Here is a 19,509-nt window from a genome sequence, read left to right on the forward strand (position 1 = left end):
GGGCGGCACAGGTGCCCTTTGCCGACGACGCAGGGCCCCGCCGGAGCAGTTCCGGCAGGGCCCTGAACGGCTGTCTACTTACCCGTGAACTTCTCGTACTCCTTGAGGACCTCGTCGGTGGGTCCGTCCATACGCAGCTCGCCGCGCTCCAGCCACAGCACGCGGTCGCAGGTGTCACGGATCGACTTGTTGTTGTGACTGACCAGGAAAACGGTGCCCGCCTGCTTGCGCAGCTCGCGGATGCGTTCCTCGGAGCGCTTCTGGAACTTGCGGTCGCCGGTGGCCAGCGCCTCGTCGATCATGAGGACGTCGTGGTCCTTGGCGGCGGCGATGGAGAACCGCAGGCGGGCGGCCATACCGGAGGAGTAGGTGCGCATCGGGAGCGTGATGAAGTCGCCCTTCTCGTTGATGCCGGAGAAGTCGACGATCTCCTGGTAGCGCTCCTTGATCTGCTCGCGGGTCATGCCCATGGCGAGCCCGCCCAATATGACGTTGCGCTCACCGGTCAGGTCGTTCATCAGGGCCGCGTTCACACCGAGCAGCGAGGGCTGGCCGTCGGTGTAGACCCTGCCGCTCTCGGCGGGCAGCAGTCCGGCGATGGCGCGCAGCAGGGTCGACTTGCCGGAGCCGTTGGAGCCGATCAGTCCGATCGCCTCGCCCCGGTAGGCAATGAAGGACACCCCGCGCACGGCGTGCACCTTGCGCACCCCGCGCGCGTCGCCGTCGGAGCCTCGCTTGAGCATGCGACTGAGGGCCGCGGTGGCGCTGCCCTTGCCGGTCTTGGCGCCGTTGACGCGGTAGACGATGTGCAGGTCGTCCGCGATGACGGTGGGGATGCGTGCCTCGGTCGTATGGTCAGCCACGGCCGTACCTCTCCTCCGCCTTCCAGAAGTACACGAACCCGCCCAGGGCGAACAGCACGGCCCAGCCGCCGGCGATCGCCCAGACGTGGTCGGGGAGGTTCTCCGAGCCGTAGCCGTCGATCATCGCGAAGCGCATCAGGTCCATGTAGATGGCGGCCGGGTTCCACTGGAGCACGTTGGCGATCCAGGACGGCTTGTCGGCCAGCATGATCGGGATGGAGTACATGACGCCGGACGCGTACATCCACGTACGCATCACGAACGGCATCAGCTGCGCCAGGTCCGGGGTCTTGGCGCCCGCCCGGGCCATGATCAGCGCGAGGCCGGTGTTGAAGCAGAACTGCAGGCCCAGTGCCGGAACGATCAGCGCCCAGGACAGGTCGGGGTAACTGCCGAAGGCGACGGTCACCGCGAACAGCACGACCATCGAGAAGAGCAGCTGCTGGAGCTGCTGGAGCGCGAAGGAGACCGGCAGCGAGGCGCGCGGGAAGTGCAGGGCGCGCACCAGGCCGAGGTTGCCGGAGATCGCGCGGACGCCCGCCATCACCGAGCTCTGTGTGAAGGTGAACACGAACACGCCGGTGACCAGGAACGGGATGTACACCTCACGCGGCATGCCCCGGTCGGCCTCCAGGATCACGCCGAAGACGAAGAAGTACACGGCCGCGTTCAGCAGCGGGGTGACGACCTGCCAGAGCTGGCCGAGCTTGGCCTGGCTGTACTGGGCGGTCAGCTTCGCCCGCGAGAACGCGAGGATGAAGTGACGCCGGTCCCAGAGCTGGCGGACGTACTCGACAAGGGAGGGGCGGGCGCCGCTCACGGACAGCCCGTACTTGGCGGCGAGATCCGCCGCGGACAGTCCCTCGTCGGGTGACGGAGGCGCGGTCACCGCGACTGTCCCGTCGTGTGTGGTCTCACTCACTAGTCGAAACTTTCGTCTTATGCGCGGCCTGTGCGGGTCGGCAGGAGCCGGAAGCCGAGCGTTACGCCCCGAATGCTCTCAGGGACGAGCTTGTCAGATGACAGGAGGTCGGCCCAGTCGAGTCAGCCGCCACACCGTACGCCACTTCATGGGCCGGCGGGGACCGCACGGCGACGTCCAGCCTTCCCGGAAGCCGCCGAACCACGCCCGCAGGGCCGGCCGCGAGGGGCGGCGCAGCAGCGTGAGGGTGAGCCAGATGCCCAGGTAGACGGGGACGAGGGGGGCGGGCAGGTTGCGGCGGGCGAGCCAGACGCGGTTGCGGGCGACCATGCGGTGGTAGACCGCGTGCCGGGAGGGCGCGGTCGTGGGGTGGTACAGGACCATGTCGGACCGGTAGTCGATCAGCCAGCCCGCGTCGAGGGCCCGCCAGGCCAGGTCGGTCTCCTCGTGGGCGTAGAAGAAGTCGTCCGGCAGGCCGCCGACCTCGGCGAACACCCGGGTACGGACCGCGTTGGCGCCGCCCAGGAACGTGGTGACCCGCGAGGAGCGCATCGGGTCGGAGGCGCGCAGCCGGGGCACGTGGCGGCGCTGGGTGACGCCGGTGTCCGGGTCGGCTATGCGGAAGCTGATGATGCCGAGCTTGGGGTCGGCCTCGAAGGCCTGACGGCACAGCTGGGCGGTGTCGTTGCGGGCGAGCAGGCCGTCGTCGTCGAGGAACAGCAGTATGTCGACGTCGCGGCCGCTGGGGCCGAAGGCCTCTATGCCGACGTTGCGGCCGCCGGGGATGCCGAGGTTCTCGGGCAGCTCGACGGTGCGTACGCCGGCGGGGACCTCGGGCACGGGCGAGCCGTTGCCTACGACGACCACGTCTATCGGGTCGCCGTCCTGCTTGGCGACCGACTCCAGCAGCGCGCGGAGTTCCTCGGGGCGGTTGCCCATCGTGATGATGACCGCCCCGACCCGCATCCCGGGGCTCACCGGAGCCTGCTCGAAACGAGGATCGACACCAGGTGGAGCAGCGTCTGCAGCAGCGCGATCCCGGCAAGTACGGCGACACCGAGCCGCGTGAAGAACAGGTCGCCGCGGGCGGCGTCCAGGACGGCGAGGACCAGGATCAGCAGGGACGCCTCGATGCCGAGGATCAGCCGGTGGAACTTCAGTGCGGCGGCGGCCCGGCGGGCCAGCGCCATGCGGGAGGAGCGCGGCTCGGAGGCGGACTCCTTGACCGGCGGCAGCCCGCCCTGGTGCCGGGCGACGCCGACGAGGTCGGTCTCGGCCTTGATCAGGATCGCGCCGAGGGCGGCCAGGGTGCCGAGGAAAGCCCACAGCCAGTCGATCCGCCCGGTGCCCCACAGGTCGGCGGCGCGCAGGCCGAGGCCGACGAGGACGGCTGCGTCGGTCAGGTAGGCGCCGACCCGGTCCAGGTAGACCCCGCCCAGCGAGAACTGCTGCTTCCAGCGGGCGATCTCGCCGTCGACGCAGTCCAGCAGCAGATACAGCTGGACCATGACCACGCCAAGCACCGCGCCCGGGATGCCCGGCACCAGCAGGGCGGGGGCCGCGAGCACGCCGAAGAGGGTCATCAGGTACGTGAGCTGGTTGGGCGTGACCCTGGTGTTCACCAGGTAGCGGTCGACCCGCAGCGACACCTCACGCATGTAGAGGCGTCCCGCCCAGTGCTCACCGCTGCGCCGGTCCTTCACCCCGGCGGGGTGGACGACAGGGCGGAGTTCAGCTACCGATGGCCTTGACATAGTCGGCGTAGATGTCCTTGATCTGGTGGGTTTGCAGGTCGAGGTGTTCGAGGATCGTGTAGCGGCCGGGCCGGGTCCGAGGGGCGTACTCCACGACCCGGACGAACTCGTCCGGGGTGAAGCCGATCTCCTCCGGCAGCACCGGCAGGCCGTGCCGACGCAGCACCTCGGCCATGTACACCGACTCCTCGTGCGCGCCGCGCAGATACATCGCGAAGGCCGCGCCAAGCCCGCACTGCTCGCCGTGGGCGGCCGCCCGCTGGGGGAAGAGCAGGTCAAAGGCGTGGTTGATCTCGTGGCAGGCGCCGGAGGACGGGCGGGAGTCGCCCGACACCGACATGGCGATCCCGCTGAGGACCAGCGCCTCGGCCAGTACCTGCAGAAAGTCGTTGTCGCCGATGCCGCCCGGGTGCCGCAGCACCGCCTCGCCGGCCTGGCGGGCCATGGCCGCGGCGAGGCCGTCGATCTTCTCGCCCTTGACGCGGTTGGCCAGCTCCCAGTCACGGATCGCGGAGATGTTCGAGACGGCGTCGCCGATACCGGCCCGGACGAAGCGGACCGGGGCCTCGCGGATGACGTCCAGGTCGATGACGACGGCGATCGGGTTGGGCACGCCGTACGAGCCTCGGCCGGCGTCGTTGTCGAGGGTGGCGACCGGGGAGCACAGGCCGTCGTGCGCGAGGTTGGTCGGTACGGCGACCAGCGGGAGGCCGACGCGGGCCGCGGCGAACTTGGCGCAGTCGATGATCTTGCCGCCGCCGAGCCCGACGAGCGCGTCGAAGTGGCCCGCCTTCATCTCGGCGGCCAGCCGCACGGCGTCGTCGAGGGTGCCGCCGTCCACCTCGTACCAGGTGGCGCCGGGCAGCTGTGGGGCGACGCGCTCGCGCAGCCGGGCGCCGGAGCCGCCGCTGACGGCGACGGCGAGCCTGCCCGAGTGGGATATGCGCTCGTCGGCGAGCACACCCGCCAGATCGTCGAGAGCACCCGGGCGGATGTCCACGACGACCGGTGACGGGATGAGCCGGGTCAGTACTGGCACGCGATCTCCCGTCCCCGGGCCAGATCGTCGTGGTTGTCGATCTCGACCCACGCCACGTCGCCGATCGGGGCCACGTCGATCTTGAAGCCGCGGTTGACGAGCTCCTGGTAGCCGTGCTCGTAGAACTGCTGGGGGTCGCTCTCCCAGACGGTCCGCAGCGCGTCCGCCAGTTCGAGGGCGGCATCGCCCTCGATGAGGGTGACGCCGATGTACTCGCCGGTGGCCTCGGCGGGGTCCATCAGCTTGGTGATCTTCCGGACGCCCTGCTCGGGCTCGACGACGACCTTCATCTCCTCGTCGGCCAGCGACTTCACGGTGTCGAGGGCGAGGATGATCTTCTTGCCGTCGCCGCGCGCGGCGAGCAGCGTCCGCTCCACGGAGACCGGGTGGACGGTGTCGCCGTTGGCGAGGATCACGCCGTCCTTGAGGAGGTCACGGCCGCACCACAGGGAGTAGGCGTTGTTCCACTCCTCGGCCTTGTCGTTGTCGACCAGGGTGAGCTTCAGGCCGTACTTCTTCTCCAGCGCGTCCTTGCGCGCGTACACGGCTTCCTTGCGATAGCCGACGATGATCGCGGCCTCGGTCAGGCCGATCTCGGCGAAGTTCGCGAGGGTCAGGTCGAGAACCGTGGGACCGTCCTCGTCGCCCGCGGGCCCCACCGGCACCAGCGCCTTGGGCAGGGTGTCCGTGTAGGGGCGCAGACGCCGGCCGGCGCCGGCCGCCAGCACGAGGCCGATCATGCGGGTTCTCCTTCGTCGTGTACGGCGGGTGCCCCTGCGGACGCCCAGAAGCGGATGCTCTCGACGAGCACCACCAGGGCCACGGCCACGGCGAGGACCGTGAGCGCGACCTTGAACTGCGCGGCGGTCAGCACCACGGCGAGCACCACGACCACCAGCGTCCGGCCCTCGTGCCCCCCGATCGCCCGCACCAGCCAGTGCGGGGGCGCACCCGCGTTGCCGCGGATGCGATAGACCGTGTCGTAGTGATGGTAGGCGACAGCCGCAACCAGCCCGAAAGCAGCGGGAAGTACTCCGTTCACCTCCGATTCAGCTGCCAGGATCAGCACGGTCCCGTACTCGGCGGCCCGGAAGAAGGGCGGAACCAGCCAGTCCAGCGCACCTTTGAGGGGGCGTGAGACGGCGGCCGCGGACAGCGCGACGTAGACGAGCGCGGCGAGCACGGTCGGCCAGGTCGCACCCCAGAGTGCGGCGGAGGTCACTACGACGAGACCGCCGGCGGCGGCGCAGAGCGGCGCCGGGACGGGCACCTTGCGCGCGAGCAGCTCCACCAGCGGCCCGCTGTCCGCCAGATCGGCCAGCGCCCGCGCCGCACGGTCGGTGCGCTCCGCCTTGCGGGTCAGCGACCGCAGGACGCGGCCCGCCGTAGTGTAGGTCGCGGCGAACGCGCAGCCGATGAGCAGGGCGTAGAAGGTGATGCGCGGGGTCGCGACGGCGGTGAGGACGGCGATCAGCGCCCAGCGCTCGCCGATCGGCAGGACGATCATCCGGCGCAGCCACACCGTCCAGCCGACACTGTCCAGTTTGTCCGAAAGGGCGGCCGTGGGGCTGGTGTTGGCGGTGGCGTCGTGGTTCGCCTCGTTGAAGGAGAAGTCGACGATGTGCCGACAGGTCTGCAGAACCATCGCGCCCAGGGCGAGCGCCCACACGTCGTCGCCGCCCCGGGCCGCGCCGAGGGCGAGGCCCGCGTAGTAGGCGTACTCCTTGGCCCGGTCGAAGGTGGCGTCCAGCCAGGCGCCGAGGGTGGAGTACTGCAGGGAGTAGCGGGCCAGTTGGCCGTCGGTGCAGTCCAGCACGAAGGACGCGATCAGCAGTACGCCGGCCGCGACGAACCCGCCGCGCGTGCCGGTGGCCGCGCATCCCGCCGCGATCAGGGCGGTGAGCAGGGAGGCGGTGGTGACCTGATTGGGTGTCAGTCCGCGCCGGGCGCACCAGCGGGCGATGTAGCGGGAGTACGGGCTGATGAAGAAGGTGGTGAAGAAGCCGTCGCGGGCCTTGACGGCCGACTTCAGGCGTACGGCCTCGTCGTCGACGGCGGCGACGGCCTGCCGTGCCTCGTTGCGGGCCTGCGGGTCGGTGGGGACGGCGGCGACCAGGCTGCCGAGCTCGGGCCGGTGCACATCGACGTCCAGCGCGCCGGTGATCCGGTCGGCGAGGCTGTCCACCAGCAGCGTGCCTTGGGTGGAGGTCTCGCGGGCCAGCGCGCGCGTCAGGGCCTGGCGGCCGGCGGGCTGGGCCGTCACTGCGCCGGGTATCGCGGCGAGCGGGAAGCGCGGGTCGGTGAGGCCGAGGCGCAGGGCGTGCAGGTGACCGACGAAACGGGCGTCGACGACGGCGACACGCTGGTCACTCGGCACCTGGGCGAGGAGGGCCTCGGTGTCGGCGGGGTCGGCGGCGATGCACACCTCGAAGCCGAGCGACCGCAGATCGCCCTCTATCGACGATCCGGGCACCGGCTGACCGGTGAGGATGGCGGTCGACAACCGAAACTCACTCCCTGGGGGCCGACGTTTCCGCGCCGGTCGCGTGCATGGTGGGGCGCCCCGTGGGGCAGGCGGAGCTGCACCCGGCGGGCGGCATGTCGGCAGAGGCTATCGGATGTTGGGAAGTTCGTGTTCACCGGCCGTTCACAGTCCGGTTCCACACGGTCTGCCGGTACCTCCGCGATGATCATCATCGGGGACGCGGGGGGGCGACGTACAAAATCGCACTTCCGAATGTGGGCAATCACGACAGAAAGGGCTAAAGCCCGGGGCGACCCAGGTACCGGCCGGGATTAGGGTGGGCCACCATGACATGGCTGATCACCGGCGGTGCCGGATACATCGGGGCGCATGTGGCGCGGGTCATGGCCGAGGCCGGGGAGCGCGTCGTGGCGCTGGACGACCTCTCGGCCGGGGTGCCCGCGCGGCTCCCGGCGGACGTACCTCTGGTGCGGGGCTCGGCCGGGGACGGCGAGCTGCTGAAGCGGGTGTTCGCCGAGCACGCGGTGACGGGCGTGGTGCATCTCGCGGCGCGCAAGCAGGTCGGCGAGTCCGTGGAGCAGCCGACCCGGTACTACGAGGAGAACGTCGGCGGTCTCGCGGCGCTGCTGGACGCGGTCGCCGGGGCCGGGATCAGGCGCTTCCTCTTCTCCTCGTCCGCGGCCGTCTACGGCAACCCCGATGTGGACCTCATCACGGAGGACACGCCGTGCGCCCCGATGAGCCCGTACGGCGAGACAAAACTCGCCGGTGAGTGGCTGGTGCGCGCGGCGGGCCGGGCGCACGGCATCGCGACGGTGTGCCTGCGCTACTTCAACGTGGCGGGCGCGGCCGCGCCGGAGCTGGCCGACACCGGCGTGTTCAACGTGGTCCCCATGGTCTTCGACCGGCTGACCCGCGACGAGGCCCCGCGGATCTTCGGCGACGACTACCCGACGCCGGACGGCACCTGCATCCGTGACTACATCCATGTCGCCGACCTCGCCGAGGCGCACCTCGCGGCGGCACGGCGGCTGTCCGCCCCGGACGCGTCCGGCGATCTGACCGTGAACATCGGCCGCGGCGAGGGCGTCTCGGTGCGCGAGCTGGTCACGCTGATCGGTGAGGTGACCGGCGACACCCGCCCCGCCGTCGTCGAGGCGCGCCGCCCCGGGGACGCGCCGCGCGCCGTCGCCTCGGCCGCCCGGGCCGCCGAGGAGCTGGGTTGGACGGCCCGGCGCGGAGTGCGCGAGATGGTCGAGTCGGCGTGGCAGGGATGGCTGCTGCACCACGGCCGGTGATCGGCCGGTGATCGCGCCAATGCCCTGACCTGCGCTTCATTTCCGCAGGTCAGGGCACATGACAACGGTGTTCAGTGCCGCGTTGCCGGATACCCCCCGCCCGTAGTTCACTGGGGTCCGGACCGATCAACGGGAGGCGGCTGTTCATGGGGGCTGGGCACGATCACGGGCATGCGCACGGCGCGCCGGTCACCGGTACGGCGGCCGCGGCGTACCGCGGCAGGTTGCGGATCGCGCTGTCCATCACGCTCACCGTCATGGTGGTCGAGATCGTCGGCGGTGTGCTCGCGGACTCCCTCGCGTTGATCGCGGACGCCGCGCACATGGCGACCGACGCGCTCGGCCTCGGCATGGCGCTGCTCGCGATCCACTTCGCCAATCTCCCGGCCAGCGCGAACCGCACCTTCGGGTACGCGCGCGCCGAGATCCTCGCCGCGCTCGCCAACTGTCTGCTGCTGCTCGGGGTCGGCGGCTATGTGCTGTACGAGGCGATCCAGCGGTTCATCACACCGGCCGGCACCGAGGGCGGGCTGACCGCGGTGTTCGGTCTGATCGGTCTGGTCGCGAACATGATCTCGCTCACGCTGCTGATGCGCGGCCAGAAGGAGAGCCTGAACGTGCGCGGCGCCTTCCTGGAGGTCGCCGCCGACGCGCTGGGCTCGGTGGCGGTGCTGATCTCGGCGGTGGTGATCGTCACCACCGGCTGGCAGGCGGCCGACCCGATCGCCTCGCTGGTCATCGGCCTGATGATCGTGCCGCGCACGCTGAAGCTGCTGCGCGAGACGCTCGACGTGCTGCTGGAGTCGGCACCCAAGGGCGTCGACATGGCGGAGGTGCGGGCCCACGTACTGGCGCTCGACGGGGTGGAGGACGTCCACGATCTGCACGCCTGGACGATCACCTCGGGCATGCCGGTGCTGTCCGCGCACGTCGTCGTCCGCTCCGACGTCCTGAACGCGATAGGGCACGAGAAGATGCTCCACGAACTCCAGGGCTGCCTGGGCGACCACTTCGACGTGGAGCACTGCACGTTCCAGCTGGAGCCGAGCGGCCACGCGGAACACGAGGCACGGTTGTGCTACTGAATCGCCGGGGGCGCTCATCAGTTGTGCGCTGAGGCCGGGCACGACTGCTTGAGGGCCGACACGGCGCACAGGAAACCCGGCGTCCGCCGAAGCCCCGCACGCACGCGCGAGCCGGAAACCGGCGAGCGCCGAAGCCGGTACGACCGCTTGAGGGCCGATACGGCACCCATCAAACCGGCGAGCGCTGAAGCCCGGCGCGACCGCCTGAAGGCCGACACACCGGCGCGCGCGGACGCCGCAGGCGATCGCTGTCGGAAGCGGCCGCAGGCGACCCACGCCCATGCCCCGGAGTGCGACGGTTCGGCGCGCGCCCCCGTCCTCACCCGCACAGCCGTACCAGACGGTTCCTGGCTTCGTGCGGCGGGCAGGATCATCCACCGGGTCCCTCTTCCGGTGCAGACGCGCCGGGAAGTGCCGGGAGTGCCGGATTCGTACGGCAGACTGGGGCGCGAGGAACGAGGCGAAGGATGGGTATGCCGATCACACCTGCCACCGCGACGCACAGCTCGTCGAACGGCACCGCGGAAGCGATCATGCTGGAACTGGTCGACGAGAACGGCGTGACGATCGGCACCGCTGAGAAGCTCGCCGCCCACCAGCCACCGGGCCGGCTGCACCGGGCGTTCTCGGTCTTCCTCTTCGACGACTACGGCCGGCTGCTGCTCCAGCAGCGGGCGCTGGGCAAGTACCACTCCCCCGGTGTCTGGTCCAACACCTGCTGCGGCCACCCCTACCCCGGCGAGGCCCCCTTCGCGGCGGCGGCCCGGCGGACGTACGAGGAACTCGGCGTCTCCCCGTCGCTGCTCGCCGAGGCGGGCACCGTGCGCTACAACCACCCGGACCCGGTGTCGGGCCTGGTGGAGCAGGAGTACAACCACCTTTTCGTCGGACTGGTGCAGGCGCCGCTGCGGCCGGACCCGGAGGAGGTGCACGCCACGGCGTTCGTCACCCCGGACGAGCTGGCGGAGCGGCACGCCAGGGACACCTTCTCGGCGTGGTTCATGACGGTGCTGGACGCGGCCCGTCCCGCGATCAGGGAGCTGACCGGTCCGTCCGAGGGCTGGTGAGCCTCAGGGCAGCCGGGCGGGGTTGAGCGGCAGGGCGGCCCAGATCACCTTGCCACCGTTCGTCGTGTGCTCGACGTCGCACACCCCGCCCGCCTCCCGGGTGATCTCCCGCACCAGGAGCAGACCCCGGCCGCCGGTCCGGCCGTGGTCGGTCTCCAGGGCGGTCGGCCGGTAGGGGTGGTTGTCCTCCACGGACACCCGCACCCACTCGGCGCCGACGGCGACCTCCACGGCGAGCATCGGCGAGAGCACCGCGGCGTGCCGTACGGCGTTCGTGACCAGCTCGGAGACGATCAGCAGCAGTCCCTGGGCCACGTCGTCCGTGACCGGCACCCGCTGGCGCAGGAGCAGATCCCGTACGGCGTGCCGGGCCTGCGGGACCGAGGCGTCGACGGCGGGAGCGGTGAACCGCCATACGCCCTCGTACGGCAGTGGAGCGCGCGTGCTCGGCTCGACGGTTGCGTCTGCGCCGCCTGCGGGGCGTGGGGCGGGCCCGCGCCCGTGGTCGTCCATCGTCCGGTCGCCACCCTTGTGCTCGGTTGTCACCACACGTCGAGTGTTGGTAACGCGCCGCCTCCTGCCGGAGAGCTGAACACAAGTCAGCAATTATCGAACGCTTCTGACCGTTGGCGTATGACACGGTCAGATGTGGGACTGCATCCTGTCCCGCCGGTGCCGACTTTCCGAACTATTCGGCTTGTACGGGTTTCGAGGCATCCCCTGGCCCGGCCTTGCCCACTCCTGAGGCGTCCTCGACCATGCCCACGATCCGGCGGCCGCCGAAGCCGGTGGCGATCAGGCCGAGGCCGTCGAAGAGCAGGGCCAGCGAGAAGAACGTACCGATGACGTACTGGCTGCTGCTCGGCCAGGAGCCCAGCACCAGGATGCCCAGCAGCAGGTCGAACGCGCCCAGCAGCAGGGTCAGGCCGAACTGCGGGCCACGCACCACCAGGCCGCCGACCAGCCGGAACAGCCCGGCGGTGAGGAAGAGCAGGGCGGCGAACATGGCCAGGGCGTCGGCGGCCGCGTCGGGGCTCTTCAGGATCACGACACCCGCCGCGATGTTCAGGGCCGCGACGATCACCGCGAGCCAGAAGAAGTTGCTGCCGCGTCCCTCAATGGCGTGCAGCAGGCCGACCACGCCGCCGATCAGCAGCAGCCAGCCGAACAGGAGCATGGACGTCAGCGTGGCCACGCCGGTGTAGACGAGCCCGACGAGACCGGCGACGACCAGGAGCACGCCCAGCGCGACCAGTCGGCCGAAGCCGCGCCGCAGTTTGGCCTTCTCGTCCTTCGCGGGCTTGGTCATCGGGCCGCCTCCTCTCACGGGCCCCTCGTCGATCGTACGGAGCGGGGGTGCGGCTAGCATCCCGCGCATGGAGCCCCAGCTGCTGCACCGCGTCGCCGACTCGGTGGCCACCGTCGTCATCGCCCATCCGGCCAAGCGGAACGCCATGACGGCCGCGATGTGGCGGGCGCTGCCCGAGCTGCTGGACACCCTGGCGGCAGATCCGGGGGTACGGGCCCTGGTGCTGACGGGTGAGGGCGGCACGTTCTGCGCGGGCGCCGACATCTCCACGCTGCGGGCCTCGCCCGCCGAGGCGCAGGGGCTGGCCGTGCGGGCGGAGGAGGCGCTCGCCGCGTTTGCGAAGCCGACGCTGGCGGCGATCCGCGGGCACTGCGTGGGCGGCGGGGCGCAGCTCGCGGCGGCCTGTGATCTGCGGTTCGCGGAGGAGGGCGCGCTGTTCGGGGTGACCCCGGCGAAGCTCGGGATCGTGTATCCGGCCTCCGCGACCCGGCGGTTGAAGTCGCTGGTGGGTCCGGCCACCACCAAGTACCTGCTGTTCTCGGGCGAGTTGATCGGCACCGACCGGGCGTTGCGCACCGGGCTGGTCGACGAGGTGCTGCCCGAGGGTGAACTCGACAAGCGGGTCGCCGAGTTCACCCGCATCCTGGTGTCCCGCTCGCAGCTGACGCAGGCCGCGGCGAAGGAGTTCGCCGACGGGCGCACCGACCGGGACGCGTACTGGGCCGAGCAGATGCGCGACAACGCCGACACCGCGGAGGGCGTCGCCGCGTTCCTGGAGCGGCGGCAGCCGCGCTTCACCTGGACCGCGTCAGGCTGAGGCGGCCTGGGCGCGGAACATCTCGACGAGGTGCGCGGGTGCCTTCTGCGGGGAGCCGGCGTCGTACGGGGGCTGCGGGTCGTACTCGGTCATCAGCTGGACGGCCTGGGCGTGTTCGTCGCCGGCGATCCTGCCGAGCAGGGTGAGGCCCATGTCGATGCCGGAGGAGACCCCGGCGGCGGTGACGTACTTGCCGTCGAAGACGACCCGCTCTTGCGTGGGCTCGACACCGAAGGGTTTCAGCTCCTCCAGGGTGAGCCAGTGCGATGTCGCCCGGCGTCCCCGGAGGAGTCCGGCGGCGGCCAGGATCAGGGAGCCGGTGCACACGGACGTCGTCCAGGTGGTGGTGGCGTCGGCGGTGCGCAGCCAGTCCAGCAGGGTGTCGTTCGTCATCTGCGACTCCTGGCCGGGACCGCCCGGGACCACCACGATGTCGGGGCTCGGCACGTCGGTCAGGGTCCGGTCGGCGGTGAGCGCGAGGTTGCCGGTGTCGTTGCGGACGGGGCCGGTGCGTTCGGCGACGAAGACCGTCTCGGCGTCCGGGAGGCGGCCGAGGGTCTCGTAGGGGCCTACGGCGTCCAGGGCGGTGAAGCCGTCGTAGAGGACGATGGCGATCTGCATCGGTTGTCCCTTCATGGGGTGAGGGCCGGACGGAAACGCCGGCGGTACTCGGCCGGTGCGGTGCCGAGGGCCTTCACGAAGGCCCGGCGCATGGCCTCGGGTGTGCCGTAGCCGCTGGCGCGGGAGATTTCCTCGATTCCGTCGCCCGTGTCCTCCAGGAGGCGGCGGGCGTGTTCGAGGCGGACCCGGTCGACGTAGCGGCCGGGGGTCGTGCCGGTCTCGGACCGGAAGGCGCGGGCGAAGTGGCGCGGGGAGAGCCGGGCGCGGGCGGCGAGGGCCTCGACGGTCAGGTCGTCGGCGGGGTGCTCGGTGATCCACCGCTGGAGCTCGCGCAGCGGCTCGCGGGAGGCCGTCTGGGCGGCGAGCTGCGCGCTGAACTGGGCCTGGTTTCCGGGACGGCGCAGGAAGACCACGAGGTGGCGGGCGATGGTGAGGGCGACGTCCCGGCCGAGGTCCTCCTCGACCAGGGCGAGGGCGAGGTCGATGCCGGAGGTGACGCCGGCGGACGTTGCGATGTGGCCGTCGCGCACGTAGATGGGGTCGGGTTCGACCTGCACGGCCGGGTGGTCGCGGGCGAGCTGGTCGCAGAACCTCCAGTGGGTCGTCGCGCGACGGCCGTCCAGCAGGCCCGCCTCGGCGAGCAGCAGCGACCCGGTGCACACGGAGACCAGGCGCGGGGCCCGCGGCCCCTGCTCACGCAGCCAGTCGGTCAGACGCGGATCCGGCCGGCGGGTGCCCCTGCCACCGGGGACCAGGAGGGTGTGCGCGGCGGACGCGTCGGCGAGAGCCTCGTCCGGTACGAGGGTCAGCCCGCTGGAGCTGCGGACGGGACCGCCGTCCAGGGAGGCCGTACGGATGCGGTACGTCCCCGGGTTGATCGTCTCGGCCCCGGCGAAGACCTCCACCGGGCCGGTGACGTCGAGGCTCTGCACGCCGTCGAAGAGGACGACCAGAACGGTTCGTTGCGCCATACGAGCGATTCTTCGCGGGGCCGATCGCGGCCGCAATGACGAGTTCCCCACCTTTCCTGCCATCGCCCGGCATGACCGGCGGCGGGCGCGGTACCCGCAGATCACCTGGTCCACAGAGAGTCGAAGTGCAAGACGAAAGGGGATTCACGTGTTCCGTGCCATTGCGGATGTCCTGCGGCAGATCGGCGGTGCCGTCGCCACGGTCGTGACGTTGCCGTTCCGGGCCGTGGCCCGCCTGCTCGGCGGCGCTTCCGGGGCCGGCCGACGCGGCGCGCGCCGGGTCTGAGAGCCGCCGCCCCGCCAGTTCCCGCCCTGGTCCCCCGTTGTCGGTGCCACCTGCCACAATTGCCGCGCAACCCGAAGTGAGAAGGCGGTACGGGAATCGTGACGACACCCGGGTCCCTGGGAGTAGGGTCCATCGAAGGCAGGATCGCCGAGGAGCTCGGCGTACGGGAGCGGCAGGTCAAGGCTGCCGTGGAGCTGCTCGACGGCGGTTCGACGGTGCCCTTCATCGCCCGCTACCGCAAGGAAGCGACCGAGATGCTCGACGATGCGCAGCTGCGCACGATCGAGGAGCGGCTGCGCTATCTGCGGGAGCTGGAGGAGCGGCGGACGGCGATCCTGGAGTCGGTGCGTGAGCAGGGCAAGCTCACCGGCGAACTGGAGGCGCAGATCCGGGGCGCGGAGACCAAGGCGCGCCTGGAGGACATCTATCTGCCGTACAAGCCGAAGCGGCGTACGAAGGCGCAGATCGCCCGTGAGGCGGGTCTGGAGCCGCTGGCCGAGGGACTGCTCGGCGATCCGACCGTCGAGCCGCTCGCGGCCGCCGCCGCGTTCGTGGACGCCGACAAGGGCGTGGCCGATCCGCAGGCCGCCCTGGACGGTGCCCGGGCGATCCTCACCGAGCGATTCTCGGAGGACGCCGACCTGATCGGTGAGCTGCGTGAGCGCATGTGGGTGCGCGGGCGGCTGGCCGCCAAGGTGCGGGAGGGCAAGGAGGAGGCGGGCGCCAAGTTCGCCGACTACTTCGACTTCGCCGAGCCGTTCACCGAGCTGCCCTCGCACCGCATCCTGGCGATGCTGCGCGGCGAGAAGGAGGAGGTCCTCGACCTCGTCCTGGAGCCGGAGGAGTCGACGGAGGGGCCCTCGTCGTATGAGGGGATCATCGCCGGGAAGTTCGGGATCGCCGACCGCGGGCGGCCCGCCGACAAGTGGCTGACGGACACCGTCCGCTGGGCCTGGCGGACCCGCGTCCTCGTGCACCTCGGCATCGACCTCCGCCTGCGGCTGCGTACCGCGGCCGAGGACGAGGCGGTCGGCGTGTTCGCGGCGAACCTGCGGGACCTGCTCCTCGCCGCCCCGGCGGGCACGCGCGCGACCCTCGGCCTCGACCCCGGTTTCCGTACGGGCGTGAAGGTGGCCGTCGTGGACGCCACCGGCAAGGTCGTCGCCACCGACGTCATCTACCCGCACGTCCCGGCCAACAAGTGGGACGAGGCGATCGCGAAGCTGGCCCGGCTCGCCAAGGAGCACGCCGTTGAGCTGATCGCGATCGGCAACGGCACGGCGTCCCGCGAGACCGACAAGCTCGCCGGTGAACTCATCACCAAGCACCCGGAGTTGAAGCTCACCAAGGTGATGGTGTCCGAGGCGGGCGCGTCCGTGTACTCGGCCTCCGCGTTCGCCTCGCAGGAGCTGCCCGACATGGACGTGTCGCTGCGTGGCGCGGTGTCGATCGCGCGTCGCCTCCAGGACCCGCTCGCCGAGCTGGTGAAGATCGACCCGAAGTCGATCGGGGTCGGCCAGTACCAGCACGACCTGTCCGAGGTGAAGCTGTCGCGTTCGCTGGACGCGGTGGTGGAGGACTGTGTGAACGGCGTCGGGGTCGACGTCAACACGGCGTCCGCGCCACTGCTCGCGCGCGTGTCGGGCATCTCCTCCGGGCTCGCCGAGAACATCGTGGCGCACCGCGACGCCAACGGCCCGTTCACGTCCCGCTCCGAGCTGAAGAACGTGGCACGGCTGGGGCCGAAGGCGTACGAGCAGTGCGCGGGGTTCCTGCGCATCCGGGGCGGCGACGACCCGCTGGACGCGTCCAGCGTGCACCCCGAGGCGTACCCCGTCGTACGGCGGATGGTGAAGACCACCGGCCAGGAAGTGGCCGCGCTGGTCGGCAACACCGGAGTGCTGCGCTCGCTGAAGCCGCAGGACTTCGTGGACGAGACGTTCGGTCTGCCGACGGTCACCGACATCCTCAAGGAGCTGGAGAAGCCGGGTCGCGACCCGCGTCCGGCGTTCAAGACGGCCACCTTCAAGGAGGGCGTCGAGAAGCTCTCCGATCTTGAGGCGGGGATGGTCCTGGAAGGCGTGGTCACCAATGTGGCCGCGTTCGGGGCGTTCGTCGACATCGGCGTTCACCAGGACGGCCTGGTGCACGTGTCCGCGATGTCGAAGACGTTCGTCAAGGACCCGCGGGACGTCGTCAAGCCGGGCGACATCGTGAAGGTGAAGGTCCTCGACGTCGACATTCCGCGCAAGCGGATCTCCCTCACCCTGCGGCTGGACGACGAGGCCGCGCCCCAGGAGCGGGGTTCCGGCGAACGCCGCCCGCAGCGGGGCGGGCGCCCGCCGCAGCAGCGGCAGGGCGGGCGCGGTGGCAGCGGAGGCGGTGGAGCACGCCAGGCTCCGGCTCCTGCGAACAGCGCGATGGCCGACGCCCTGCGGCGCGCGGGGCTGCTCGACCCCAAGAAGGGCGGGCGGGGCTGACGTTGGTCGGGCCCGGGCTTCCGCGAGGCCGCGGGGGTTCGGGCCCGGTGGGTGCAACCGTGTCGGCGGGACGTCCGCCGCCCCACCACCCCTAGTGTGTCGATATGACCACTTCGCGTGCAGTGACCTGGGACGTCACGGCGAGCCACGGGTACGAGACCGCCTGGGCCGCGTTCGACGGGGAGACCCTGCGGGCGCGGGGGCGCGCGGTGGGGACGGATCCGGAGCCGTACTGGGTGTCGTACGAACTGGAAACGGGCGACGGTTACGTGACCCGGCGGCTCCGGGTGACCGCCGAGACCGCGGAGCTGACGCGGACGCTCGATCTGTGGCACGACGGGCGGGGCGAATGGACCGCCGACGGGGAGCCGGTGCCGGAGGTGCACGGGGCGCTCGACTGCGATCTGGGGCTGTGTCCGCTGACCAACACCATGCCGGTGCTCCGGCACGACCTGCACCGGACCGCCGGTGAGCGGGAGTTCCTGATGGCCTGGGTGTCGGTGCCCGACCTGGCCGTACGGCCCTCGGTCCAGACCTACACGCATCTCGCCCGCACCGGCGGCGGCGGGCGGGTGCGGTTCGCGTCGGGTGACTTCCGCAGCGAGCTGGACATCGACGCGGACGGCCTCGTCGTCGACTATCCGCAGCTGGCGACGCGGCTGACGCCTCGTTAGCGCTCGGTCACCTTGCCGTCGGCGACCTCCAGACGGCGGGTGACGCGGACCGCGTCCAGCATGCGGCGGTCATGGGTGACCAGCAGGAGGGTGCCGGTGTAGGTGTCGAGGGCCGACTCCAGTTGCTCGATGGCGGGCAGGTCGAGGTGGTTGGTCGGCTCGTCGAGGACCAGCAGGTTGACGCCCCGGCCCTGGAGGAGGGCGAGGGCGGAGCGGGTGCGCTCGCCCGGGGAGAGGGTGGCCGCCGGGCGCAGGACGTGGTCCGACTTCAGACCGAACTTGGCCAGGAGCGTGCGTACCTCGACCGGTTCGGTGTCGGGGACGGCCGCGCAGAACGCGTCGAGCAGGGTCTCCGGGCCGTGGAACAGCTTGCGGGCCTGGTCGACCTCACCGACCAGCACGCCGGAGCCGAGGGCGGCGTGGCCCGCGTCGAGCGGGACGCGGCCGAGCAGGGCGCCGAGCAGGGTCGACTTGCCCGCGCCGTTCGCGCCGGTGACCGCGACCCGGTCCGCCCAGTCGACCTGGAGGGACACCGGGCCGAGCATGAAGTCGCCACGCCGGACCTCGGCGTCGCGCAGGGTGGCCACGACCGCACCCGAGCGGGATGCCGAGGCGATCTCCATGCGCAGCTCCCACTCCTTGCGCGGCTCCTCGACCACCTCCAGCCGTTCGATCATGCGCTGGGTCTGCCGGGCCTTCGCGGCCTGCTTCTCGCTGGCCTCGCTGCGGAACTTGCGGCCGATCTTGTCGTTGTCGTTGCCCGCCTTGCGCCGGGCGTTCTTCACCCCCTTGTCCATCCAGGCGCGCTGCATCTGCGCCCGGTCCTGGAGGGCGGACTTCTTGTCGGCGTACTCGTCGTACTCCTCGCGCGCGTGCCGCCGGGCCACCTCGCGCTCCTCCAGGTAGGCCGCGTAGCCGCCGCCGTAGAGGTTGATCTGCTGCTGGGCGAGGTCGAGTTCGAGGACCTTGGTGACCGTGCGGGTGAGGAACTCGCGGTCATGGCTGACGACGACCGTGCCGGCGCGCAGGCCGCTGACGAAGCGTTCGAGGCGCTCCAGGCCGTCGAGGTCGAGGTCGTTGGTGGGCTCGTCGAGCAGGAAGACGTCGTAGCGGGAGAGCAGGAGGGAGGCGAGGCCGGCGCGGGCCGCCTGGCCGCCGGAGAGGGACGTCATCGGCTGGTCGAGGCCGACGGCGAGGCCGAGCGAGTCGGCGACCTCCTCGGCGCGTTCGTCGAGGTCGGCGCCGCCGAGGCCGAGCCAGCGCTCCAGGCCGGTGGCGTAGGCGTCATCGGCGCCGGGGGCCCCGTCGACGAGCGCCTGGGTGGCCTCGTCCATGGCCCGCTGGGCCTCGGCGACGCCGGTGCGCCGGGCCAGGAACTCCCGTACCGTCTCGCCCGGCCGCCGCTCGGGCTCCTGCGGCAGGTGACCGACGGTGGCGGTGGGCGGGGACAGGCGCAGCTCGCCCTGCTCGGGGGCGTCGAGCCCGGCGAGCATCCGCAGCAGCGTGGACTTTCCGGCACCGTTGGCACCGACCAGCCCGATCACGTCGCCGGGCGCGACGACCAGATCGAGGCCGGTGAAGAGCGCGTGGTCGCCATGACCGGCGGCGAGGTTCTTGGCGACGAGGGTGGCAGTCATCAGACGCCGATCCTAGTGCCCGCCCGGCCGGGCGGTCGCGCCGGTATACAGGGCGCCACCGTCCCCACCAGCACGCTTGCCGTCGCCCGGCGGGGCGACCGGGTGGATCGTCACCGGGCCATCGCCCGACCAGAGGCTCCTCGCTGCCTCACACGACGACCGAATCGGCCCTCACCCGCCCATCGCCCACCACAAGCCACC

Annotated in this window: 19 protein-coding genes; 7 read left to right on the plus strand and 12 right to left on the minus strand. The window is 71.3% G+C overall.

What is annotated here, in order from left to right; all coding sequences use genetic code 11:
- Positions 1 to 74 precede the first annotated feature (74 nt).
- From SSP24_RS03520 to SSP24_RS03550, 7 genes are all read right to left on the minus strand, one after another.
- Complete coding sequence (locus tag SSP24_RS03520; RefSeq protein WP_167529500.1) at positions 75 to 863, minus strand: ABC transporter ATP-binding protein; 789 nt, start codon at positions 861 to 863, stop codon at positions 75 to 77.
- Positions 856 to 1,785, minus strand: coding sequence for an ABC transporter permease (locus SSP24_RS03525; protein ID WP_141307253.1), 930 nt, complete (start codon positions 1,783 to 1,785; stop codon positions 856 to 858). Before SSP24_RS03525 ends, SSP24_RS03520 begins: the two co-directional genes overlap by 8 nt.
- A gap of 93 nt (positions 1,786 to 1,878) precedes the next feature.
- Entirely contained in the window at positions 1,879 to 2,751 is an 873-nt protein-coding gene (locus SSP24_RS03530; RefSeq protein ID WP_141307378.1) for a glycosyltransferase family 2 protein, read from the minus strand.
- Positions 2,752 to 2,759: 8 nt separating this feature from the next.
- Positions 2,760 to 3,539, minus strand: a complete 780-nt coding sequence (locus SSP24_RS03535) for a CDP-alcohol phosphatidyltransferase family protein (RefSeq protein WP_141307254.1) — start codon at positions 3,537 to 3,539, stop codon at positions 2,760 to 2,762.
- Positions 3,517 to 4,578, minus strand: coding sequence for an iron-containing alcohol dehydrogenase family protein (locus SSP24_RS03540; RefSeq protein WP_141307255.1), 1,062 nt, complete (start codon positions 4,576 to 4,578; stop codon positions 3,517 to 3,519). Before SSP24_RS03540 ends, SSP24_RS03535 begins: the two co-directional genes overlap by 23 nt.
- Positions 4,566 to 5,318, minus strand: a complete 753-nt coding sequence (locus tag SSP24_RS03545) for a phosphocholine cytidylyltransferase family protein (RefSeq protein WP_141307256.1) — start codon at positions 5,316 to 5,318, stop codon at positions 4,566 to 4,568. Before SSP24_RS03545 ends, SSP24_RS03540 begins: the two co-directional genes overlap by 13 nt.
- Positions 5,315 to 7,081 carry a DUF5941 domain-containing protein gene (locus SSP24_RS03550; protein WP_141307257.1) on the minus strand — a complete coding sequence of 589 codons (1,767 nt, stop codon included), beginning with the start codon at positions 7,079 to 7,081 and terminating at the stop codon, positions 5,315 to 5,317. Before SSP24_RS03550 ends, SSP24_RS03545 begins: the two co-directional genes overlap by 4 nt.
- Positions 7,082 to 7,389: 308 nt before the next feature.
- Here SSP24_RS03550 and galE point away from each other — a divergent pair, with 308 nt between their 5' ends.
- The 3 genes from galE (at position 7,390) to idi (ending at position 10,513) form a co-directional block, all read left to right on the plus strand.
- Positions 7,390 to 8,361 (plus strand): UDP-glucose 4-epimerase GalE, encoded by a 972-nt coding sequence (gene galE / locus SSP24_RS03555; RefSeq protein WP_141307258.1) that lies wholly within the window; start codon positions 7,390 to 7,392, stop codon positions 8,359 to 8,361.
- 146 nt (positions 8,362 to 8,507) lie between these two features.
- Positions 8,508 to 9,446 carry a cation diffusion facilitator family transporter gene (locus SSP24_RS03560; protein WP_141307259.1) on the plus strand — a complete coding sequence of 313 codons (939 nt, stop codon included), beginning with the start codon at positions 8,508 to 8,510 and terminating at the stop codon, positions 9,444 to 9,446.
- 473 nt (positions 9,447 to 9,919) lie between these two features.
- The gene (gene idi / locus SSP24_RS03565) at positions 9,920 to 10,513 is read left to right on the plus strand and encodes an isopentenyl-diphosphate Delta-isomerase (protein WP_141307260.1); all 594 of its coding nucleotides are present in this window, start codon (positions 9,920 to 9,922) and stop codon (positions 10,511 to 10,513) included.
- A 3-nt stretch (positions 10,514 to 10,516) separates the two neighbouring features.
- On the opposite strand, the gene SSP24_RS03570 is transcribed toward idi, so the two are convergent.
- Positions 10,517 to 11,026: an ATP-binding protein gene (locus tag SSP24_RS03570; protein ID WP_218037063.1), complete on the minus strand. Its 510-nt coding sequence runs from the start codon at positions 11,024 to 11,026 to the stop codon at positions 10,517 to 10,519.
- Between the two features lie 175 nt (positions 11,027 to 11,201).
- Entirely contained in the window at positions 11,202 to 11,822 is a 621-nt protein-coding gene (locus tag SSP24_RS03575; RefSeq protein WP_141307262.1) for an HdeD family acid-resistance protein, read from the minus strand.
- A gap of 67 nt (positions 11,823 to 11,889) precedes the next feature.
- Between SSP24_RS03575 and SSP24_RS03580 the strand changes: the two genes are divergently transcribed.
- Complete coding sequence (locus SSP24_RS03580) at positions 11,890 to 12,639, plus strand: enoyl-CoA hydratase/isomerase family protein (RefSeq protein WP_141307263.1); 750 nt, start codon at positions 11,890 to 11,892, stop codon at positions 12,637 to 12,639.
- Here SSP24_RS03580 and SSP24_RS03585 read toward each other — a convergent pair.
- Both SSP24_RS03585 and SSP24_RS03590 read right to left on the minus strand, forming a co-directional pair.
- Positions 12,631 to 13,260 (minus strand): DJ-1/PfpI family protein, encoded by a 630-nt coding sequence (locus SSP24_RS03585; protein ID WP_141307379.1) that lies wholly within the window; start codon positions 13,258 to 13,260, stop codon positions 12,631 to 12,633. The two genes, SSP24_RS03580 and SSP24_RS03585, sit on opposite strands and share 9 nt — an antisense overlap.
- Positions 13,261 to 13,271: 11 nt before the next feature.
- Positions 13,272 to 14,231, minus strand: a complete 960-nt coding sequence (locus tag SSP24_RS03590; protein WP_141307264.1) for a GlxA family transcriptional regulator — start codon at positions 14,229 to 14,231, stop codon at positions 13,272 to 13,274.
- 148 nt (positions 14,232 to 14,379) lie between these two features.
- On the opposite strand from SSP24_RS03590, the gene SSP24_RS42675 reads away from it, so the two are divergent.
- From SSP24_RS42675 to SSP24_RS03605, 3 genes are all read left to right on the plus strand, one after another.
- Positions 14,380 to 14,517: an LPFR motif small protein gene (locus SSP24_RS42675; RefSeq protein WP_167529501.1), complete on the plus strand. Its 138-nt coding sequence runs from the start codon at positions 14,380 to 14,382 to the stop codon at positions 14,515 to 14,517.
- A gap of 98 nt (positions 14,518 to 14,615) precedes the next feature.
- Complete coding sequence (locus tag SSP24_RS03600; protein WP_141307266.1) at positions 14,616 to 16,997, plus strand: Tex family protein; 2,382 nt, start codon at positions 14,616 to 14,618, stop codon at positions 16,995 to 16,997.
- A gap of 104 nt (positions 16,998 to 17,101) precedes the next feature.
- A complete protein-coding gene (locus tag SSP24_RS03605; protein ID WP_141307267.1) occupies positions 17,102 to 17,671 on the plus strand; it encodes a putative glycolipid-binding domain-containing protein in 570 nt (189 codons plus the stop codon).
- Here SSP24_RS03605 and SSP24_RS03610 read toward each other — a convergent pair.
- Positions 17,668 to 19,308 carry an ABC-F family ATP-binding cassette domain-containing protein gene (locus tag SSP24_RS03610; protein WP_141307268.1) on the minus strand — a complete coding sequence of 547 codons (1,641 nt, stop codon included), beginning with the start codon at positions 19,306 to 19,308 and terminating at the stop codon, positions 17,668 to 17,670. The genes SSP24_RS03605 and SSP24_RS03610 overlap by 4 nt on opposite strands.
- Positions 19,309 to 19,509 lie beyond the last annotated feature (201 nt).

This window comes from Streptomyces spinoverrucosus (assembly GCF_006539505.1).
GTDB classification, from domain to species: domain Bacteria; phylum Actinomycetota; class Actinomycetes; order Streptomycetales; family Streptomycetaceae; genus Streptomyces; species Streptomyces spinoverrucosus.

Coding starts and splice junctions, on each gene's coding strand:
- SSP24_RS03605 (WP_141307267.1), top strand. CDS start 17,102: ATGACCACTTCGCGTGCAGTGACCTGGGACGTCACGGCGAGCCACGGG.
- SSP24_RS03590 (WP_141307264.1), bottom strand. CDS start 14,231: ATGGCGCAACGAACCGTTCTGGTCGTCCTCTTCGACGGCGTGCAGAGC.
- SSP24_RS03530 (WP_141307378.1), bottom strand. CDS start 2,751: ATGCGGGTCGGGGCGGTCATCATCACGATGGGCAACCGCCCCGAGGAA.
- galE (WP_141307258.1), top strand. CDS start 7,390: ATGACATGGCTGATCACCGGCGGTGCCGGATACATCGGGGCGCATGTG.
- SSP24_RS03570 (WP_218037063.1), bottom strand. CDS start 11,026: ATGGACGACCACGGGCGCGGGCCCGCCCCACGCCCCGCAGGCGGCGCA.
- SSP24_RS03560 (WP_141307259.1), top strand. CDS start 8,508: ATGGGGGCTGGGCACGATCACGGGCATGCGCACGGCGCGCCGGTCACC.
- SSP24_RS03585 (WP_141307379.1), bottom strand. CDS start 13,260: ATGCAGATCGCCATCGTCCTCTACGACGGCTTCACCGCCCTGGACGCC.
- idi (WP_141307260.1), top strand. CDS start 9,920: ATGCCGATCACACCTGCCACCGCGACGCACAGCTCGTCGAACGGCACC.
- SSP24_RS03535 (WP_141307254.1), bottom strand. CDS start 3,539: ATGTCAAGGCCATCGGTAGCTGAACTCCGCCCTGTCGTCCACCCCGCC.
- SSP24_RS03575 (WP_141307262.1), bottom strand. CDS start 11,822: ATGACCAAGCCCGCGAAGGACGAGAAGGCCAAACTGCGGCGCGGCTTC.
- SSP24_RS03545 (WP_141307256.1), bottom strand. CDS start 5,318: ATGATCGGCCTCGTGCTGGCGGCCGGCGCCGGCCGGCGTCTGCGCCCC.
- SSP24_RS03580 (WP_141307263.1), top strand. CDS start 11,890: ATGGAGCCCCAGCTGCTGCACCGCGTCGCCGACTCGGTGGCCACCGTC.
- SSP24_RS03610 (WP_141307268.1), bottom strand. CDS start 19,308: ATGACTGCCACCCTCGTCGCCAAGAACCTCGCCGCCGGTCATGGCGAC.